Below are 5,964 nucleotides of genomic sequence, written 5' to 3' on the forward strand. Positions count from 1 at the left end.
AGCCCAGGTGCCGTGGGTCGTATTCGAAGCTGCCTTTATAGAAGGTGATCGCCCGTTCGTCCTGAGGGGACAGCAACTGATAGATCGTCGGCACCGAGCCGTTATGCAGGAAGGGCGGCGTGGCCCAGACGCCAGCCAGGGGCCGGGCTTTGTAGGCGCGCAGCTCGCGCACGCCGATGGGCAGGCCAAAACCGTCCAGCGCCGGGCGCTCCAGCGGTGTGACGCCCGCGTCACGGTAAGCCCTCTCTTCCACGAACGCGGTAACGTAGGCCAAGCCTTTGGCGACTGAAACCTGGCTCAAATCCAGCGGCGTCGTCGGGGTCGGATGCAGTTGTACGTCCAGTTTGGCCAGTTCGGCCGGATCCCATTGCAGGCTGGTCAGATCGAAACGGTGGTCGGCAATGTTGTTAGCGGTACCCGGATCGGTGCCGATCACCTTCACCGGCAACATGTTCAGGTGCTGGACGGGCCTGTCAGGACCTTGAACCACGTTGGGGACATGGCAGCCGGCACAGTTTTCGACGAACAGCGCCCGGCCTTGTGCGGCCAACGGCATATCGATAGGGCCAAGCAGTTCCTGAGGCCACTCCGGGGCCTTGAGCAACTGCAGGGTTTCTTCAATCTTGTGCAGATCGCGAACGCGCACGCTGGAGGGGTATCGCGCATCACCTTGCAATGGTTTGCCCTGGGCGTCGAAGAAGTTCAACGTGGCGCCGACACCCAGTGCTTCGCCGACGTTGCGGGCCATCGGTTGCTGGGCCGAACCGTTCCACTGCACCCAGTCGAATGTCCATATGTCCCACAATTGCGGGTAATCCACAGGTGCGTTGGCGACCCGGTAATTCTTGTCGGAGATGGCATCGCCGAAGCTGGCATTGGCAATCCGTCCAAAGGCATCTGTACGGCCAGGTCCTTCTTCGGTGGGGTAGAGGCCGCGATGAGTGTCGTTCCAGGCCACACGCAGGAACGTATCCAGAGAGGCTTTGAATGATTTGCGCAGCTGTTCATGGCGGGCGTCGTAGTCCTGCCCCAGTACCTGGCGTGCAAAGCGTTCGAATTTCCAGGGGTTGTAGTAGGTCGAGACCAGGCTGGCGACCAATGCTTGTCCGAAACTGCCACCGCGTAATGTAGGAACGCTGGAAGGCAGGACGTGCTGGGCCGAGCCCCCGTCGATCCGTATCGCCTGGCCCTTGAAGCGCAGCTCACCGGTGTGACAGGCGGCGCAGGTGATATCCAGGAACTGGTCGGCGCTGCCCGGATTCTGGTGGCGGGTGAAACCTACGGGCAGATTGCCGGGATTGTCCGCCGAGGGTTTCTGCGCCGGGTCCACCAGAAAGCCGAATCTAGCCAGGTATTCAGGCGAAGCGAAGCGCTGTTGCGAAAACGGCAATTCGAGGGCGGTGAACCAGTCGTAGCGCAGGCCTTTGACTTGAGTGCCCTGAGGGGTGAAATAGTACGTCTGGCGTTCGGCGGCGCTCCATTGATCCAGATAATGCACCTGTTCCACCGGTGTATAGGTCGGCAGACGAGGGTTGGCAACGTAATAGAGCACCACGGCCACGGCGATGACGAGCAGCGCAAGGAGCAACAAGAGAAGGCGAGATAGCAGGCGCACAGTAACGTCCTTGTTTTTTTTGATATGCCCTTATGCCTCAGTGCCGCGTGGCCGGCAAGTGGCCATTACCGATGGGGCTGCGGGGGAGTGGCAATTTGTCCCTGTACGTAATAGATGACAGATGCTTCATCCGCCCAGGATTAAAAAGCGTTTGGGACCGTGAACTTATCAGTGCTTTGCTGCTCACATGCCGGTAGCCATTGGTCGTGGCCGCCTGATAAGCTCGCGGCTTTACTCGATTGCCCTTTTGGCGCATGAACAAGGAAATAGCATGAAACAGCATCGGTTGGCGGCGGCGGTGGCCCTGGTTGGCCTGGTACTCGCGGGTTGTGACTCGCAGACCAGCGTAGAGCTGAAAACCCCGGCGCAGAAAGCTTCCTACGGCATTGGCCTGAACATGGGCAAAAGCCTGGCTCAGGAAGGTATGGATGACCTGGACTCCAAAGCAGTGGCCCAGGGCATCGAAGATGCCGTCGGCAAGAAAGAACAGAAGCTGAAAGACGAAGAACTGGTCGAAGCCTTTGCCGCACTGCAAAAGCGTGCCGAAGAGCGTATGGCCAAGATGAGCGAAGAATCGGCAGCCGCCGGCAAGAAATTCCTCGAGGAAAACGGCAAGAAGGAAGGTGTTACCACCACCGCTTCCGGCCTGCAGTACGAAGTGGTCAAGAAAGCCGACGGCCCTCAGCCTAAGCCGACTGATGTCGTGACTGTTCACTACACCGGTAAGTTGACTGACGGTAAGGTGTTCGACAGCTCCGTGGAGCGTGGCAGCCCGATTGACCTGCCGGTCAGCGGTGTGATCCCGGGTTGGGTCGAAGGCCTGCAACTGATGCATGTCGGCGAGAAGTACAAACTGTACATCCCGAGCGAACTGGCCTACGGCGCCCAAAGCCCGAGCCCGGCCATCCCCGCCAATTCGGTTCTGGTATTTGACCTGGAACTGCTGGCGATCAAGGATCCGGCAAAAGAAGACGCAGCCAAGTAACCGCGGCTGCTATAACGACAACGCCTCGCTTATGCGGGGCGTTGTCGTATCCGGGCGTTGGTAAACGGCAAAAAACCGAACGCTCGGCGCGGGTTATAGTCATAGGCAATACAGACGCTGTGCTAGACCCAGTCGGGCCGTCAAGTCAATGAAATATTGGGTTTTTTTATGTGAGTAAAAAACGCCCGATCTGACTGGGGGCCTTATTTGACGGGGGCTTCAGCGCGTAAATGCAGCTCTGTTCACAAGGTTATCCACAATTTGTGTGGATAACATTTCAGTGGGAGAAAACATGAAGGCTCCGTGGAATTTTGCGCGTTTTCTGCCTCTGGCAGGACGACTGCTGGCCCGCGGTCGATTGCCGACGTTGTTGTTTGCCGTCGCCAGCAAAGGCGCCCGAGAGGGCGGTCGGTTAGGCAAGCTCAAGGAGGATCTGCGTTTGCTGCAGGCCCTGTGCCTGGCCTACTGGCGTGGCGAATATCGGGCCGTCAGCGCCAAGTCGCTGCTGTCGATCGTGGCCGGGCTGATGTACTTCCTCAGCCCCCTGGACGCGATTCCGGATTTCCTGCCCATGTTCGGCATGTTTGACGATATCGCCGTACTGGCGTGGATCATGAAGACCCTCGACAGTGAACTCGAAGCCTTCCGCGCCTGGCGTTATCGGCAATCCCCCGAAAAGCTTGCTCAAGTCGAGCGGCTTCCCGACACCCCGGAACAGCTCCAGCTCCAAGGGCAGAAAAAGCACTGATCCGGTTCTGTTTGCCTTATGAGATTGATCGCCCCGCGACCTTAGCCGCTATTAGGATTACACTTCCAAGGAAAAAGCTGACTCGCTAAGTGTTGTTGTCCTACGGGGTAGACATGGATATTCAAATAATCACACGCGACGGAGAGCCCGAATACGCGGTTTTACCGTGGGATCAGTACCAGTCGCTATTGAAGGCAGCCGGCATCAATCAAGCTCCGCCGCAGGAAGCCACAGTCCGTCATGCGGCGGCACCCGGCCAGGTTCTTCCTGGTCTGGATCAACTACGCAGTTTGCGCGAAGGGAAGGGCATCGCCATTGAGGCGTTGGCCCGCACAGTAGGTATAAGCCCGTCTTATCTGGCCATGATCGAAAGTGGCGAGCGTCAGCCCGATGCCGCGATTCGGCGCAGTTTGGCCTGGGAGTTGACGGTGCCGGGTTGGAGGGATCAATCGTGAGTGTTCGTATCAGTCGGCAGCATTGGGATGGGTTGTTGGGTGAACTGGATCAGGCGCGCCGCCAGCGCCATTTGTTGACGTACCGGGCCTTGCTGGAGCGTTTGCAGCTTCCCAGCCCGGCCATGCAGACCTTGACTGCGGCCCTTGAACACTTGGCAGCACTGGATGCCCGGGCTGAACAGCCGCTGCGAAGTTCGTTGGTCATCAGCCAGGGGGCAAGCCGGTTGCCGCGTACCGGCTTCTTCGAGTGCGTTGAGCGTCTTGGGCGCTTTTCCGGGCCTTCCGATGGTGTCGCGGCCGCTTCCTGGCACGCCTCGGAAGTGGTCCGGGTATTCGAATACGAGTACCCCGAATCAGCGGAGGCCTGAATGCTCTGGCGCATCAAGGCGCGGGCCGGTTACTGGCTGGCGCGTCGATTGTTTCATTGGTCCTGGTTTGTTCGACAGCCCCGTGGCTGGTCCTGGCTGGAAGGTCAATTTGCCCGCATGGCGAACCTGGGGGACGTCGGCGCGCAAAGTTTCTATGGGCATATCCTGACGTTCCGCGGCCAGGGCCTGGGTGCCCGGGAAGAAGGTGTTCGCCTGTTGCGCCTGGCGGCACTGGCCGGTGATGGCAAGGCTGCCTATCAAGTCGGTGTGATCAGCCTGGCCGGTTCCGCCAGCAAGGCGCCGGATCCGATAGAAGCGGCGCGCTGGTGGGGTTTGGCGGCAAAAGCCGGCCATCCGTTGGCGGAGGTCAAGCTCAAGGCGCTCGAAGGCTACGACCAGTAGTTTTATCCACAGGCATTTTTGAACCCGCTTTCCTTTCGGCCGTTCGTTTGTCGAATGGGGCTATTTAGCGAATCGCCCTACATTCACCGCCTCTTTACCTGACTTATTTCCCCTGGTATCCCCGGCAAAGTCTCGCGCTCCCTGAGTGCTGCGAGACGTCTGCCCATGTTCGATCGTTTTTCCCTGCCGGCCCCTGATCGAGCCGTGTCCTGATGGATCAGGTGCACCGTATCGAGCAGGAACTCGACAGCTTCAAAGACACCCTGACGCTCTACCGCGAGCAGCTCGAACGCTGGTATAGCCAGACGGCGGACCGCGCCAGTCATGCGGCCGACCTGCCTTCGCTGATGGGCATGGAGCGGCTGATTCGTTTCGGTGACAGCAGTACCGCTGTCAGCATCGGCGACGATGATTTCCTCTCCACCGTCGTCCAGTGCCCCTCGGCTGGGCCGATGACCATCGAGAGCAAGCTGGAGTCGGTGTACGACATTCCGCTGGGCGGCATCATGGTGGATGTGGTGGCCGTGGACAGCGGCGAGGTCACGCCCGTCACCCTGAATGCCGAGGGCCTGGGAACTTTCCAGGGGACGGCGGGTAAGTCCTATCGGGTTCACGTCCAGGACAAAGTATCCCCCCAGACAATCGCCGACCTGTTTTCTTCCTACGACGGCCTGAACAACGATCTGACGCAGTGGCTGCGCGGGCAGTGGCAGGGCTTCAAGCCGCAGTGGGCGCAGCAATCATTGGCGACTTCGGCGGCCGCGGTGGGCAATGGTTTGCTCGCAGGCAGTTGGGCGGCGATTGAGGGGGTGTGGGACAGCATCAGTCTGCTGTCGGACATCCTCAAGAACCCTGGCATGTTTGTAGACCGGCTGGGCGAAAGTGCGGATCAGCTAAGCGCCATGGCGGAAAAAACGCCGTTGCTCATGGCCAGGCTGCAATTGCTGGCCAGCGACGAAGCGGCGTTGTGCCTGCTGGTGCGCACCGCCAGCCTCTGGCTGGAGATGCTGCCGCCCAGTGAGGTTGCCGGTGAAACCACTGAAGCGCTCGCTACGGCGGTGGTGCAACTGGTGATCGACTTGCTGATCGGCGTCGTCCTGACCTTCGCCGGGGCGGGGACCGGTGTTGCTTACCTGGCCATGCGTCTGGGCCAGGTTGGCGGGCGTCTGCTGAGCGCCGCGCAGCGATTCATCAACGCGATCTTCGCGGTGGTCAACGGTTTCATCATCTATGTGGACCGCTACAAAACCGTGGCGGCGCGGGGGATCGCGGCTGGAGTGAAGAAGGGCCGGATGCAACTGCGCTGGGACGCGCAGCGCAATACCACACTGAAAAAGGACGAATCCTACGACGACGCCCCCAACCAATCGAAAAACCCCAACGGTGATAGC

Annotated in this window: 6 protein-coding genes and 1 pseudogene; 6 read left to right on the plus strand and 1 reads right to left on the minus strand. The window is 59.8% G+C overall.

Features of this window, described 5'->3' with window-relative positions; genetic code table 11:
* A partial coding sequence (locus tag PSEUDOMOFG3G_RS05290; protein ID WP_139049391.1) for a di-heme-cytochrome C peroxidase occupies positions 1 to 1,615 on the minus strand: 1,615 nt, incomplete at its 3' end.
* A 271-nt stretch (positions 1,616 to 1,886) separates the two neighbouring features.
* Here PSEUDOMOFG3G_RS05290 and PSEUDOMOFG3G_RS05295 point away from each other — a divergent pair.
* The 6 genes and pseudogenes from PSEUDOMOFG3G_RS05295 to PSEUDOMOFG3G_RS05320 all read left to right on the plus strand — a co-directional run.
* A complete protein-coding gene (locus tag PSEUDOMOFG3G_RS05295; protein ID WP_047230475.1) occupies positions 1,887 to 2,600 on the plus strand; it encodes an FKBP-type peptidyl-prolyl cis-trans isomerase in 714 nt (237 codons plus the stop codon).
* A 292-nt stretch (positions 2,601 to 2,892) separates the two neighbouring features.
* Complete coding sequence (locus tag PSEUDOMOFG3G_RS05300; RefSeq protein WP_076383782.1) at positions 2,893 to 3,348, plus strand: YkvA family protein; 456 nt, start codon at positions 2,893 to 2,895, stop codon at positions 3,346 to 3,348.
* 113 nt (positions 3,349 to 3,461) lie between these two features.
* The gene (locus PSEUDOMOFG3G_RS05305; protein ID WP_076386572.1) at positions 3,462 to 3,803 is read left to right on the plus strand and encodes a helix-turn-helix domain-containing protein; all 342 of its coding nucleotides are present in this window, start codon (positions 3,462 to 3,464) and stop codon (positions 3,801 to 3,803) included.
* Positions 3,800 to 4,171, plus strand: coding sequence for a hypothetical protein (locus PSEUDOMOFG3G_RS05310; RefSeq protein ID WP_003179080.1), 372 nt, complete (start codon positions 3,800 to 3,802; stop codon positions 4,169 to 4,171). The genes PSEUDOMOFG3G_RS05305 and PSEUDOMOFG3G_RS05310 overlap by 4 nt, the downstream gene beginning before the upstream one ends.
* Complete coding sequence (locus tag PSEUDOMOFG3G_RS05315) at positions 4,172 to 4,573, plus strand: hypothetical protein (RefSeq protein ID WP_047230478.1); 402 nt, start codon at positions 4,172 to 4,174, stop codon at positions 4,571 to 4,573.
* Positions 4,574 to 4,785: 212 nt separating this feature from the next.
* Positions 4,786 to 5,964, plus strand: a pseudogene (locus tag PSEUDOMOFG3G_RS05320) (type IV secretion protein Rhs); the annotation flags it as partial.

This window comes from Pseudomonas sp. FG-3G (genome assembly GCF_901007645.1).
Classification (GTDB): Bacteria; Pseudomonadota; Gammaproteobacteria; order Pseudomonadales; family Pseudomonadaceae; genus Aquipseudomonas; species Aquipseudomonas rhizophila.

Excerpts from the sequence above, each read along its gene's own strand:
- PSEUDOMOFG3G_RS05295 (WP_047230475.1), top strand. The coding sequence starts at position 1,887 with ATGAAACAGCATCGGTTGGCGGCGGCGGTGGCCCTGGTTGGCCTGGTA.
- PSEUDOMOFG3G_RS05300 (WP_076383782.1), top strand. The coding sequence starts at position 2,893 with ATGAAGGCTCCGTGGAATTTTGCGCGTTTTCTGCCTCTGGCAGGACGA.
- PSEUDOMOFG3G_RS05305 (WP_076386572.1), top strand. The coding sequence starts at position 3,462 with ATGGATATTCAAATAATCACACGCGACGGAGAGCCCGAATACGCGGTT.
- PSEUDOMOFG3G_RS05315 (WP_047230478.1), top strand. The coding sequence starts at position 4,172 with ATGCTCTGGCGCATCAAGGCGCGGGCCGGTTACTGGCTGGCGCGTCGA.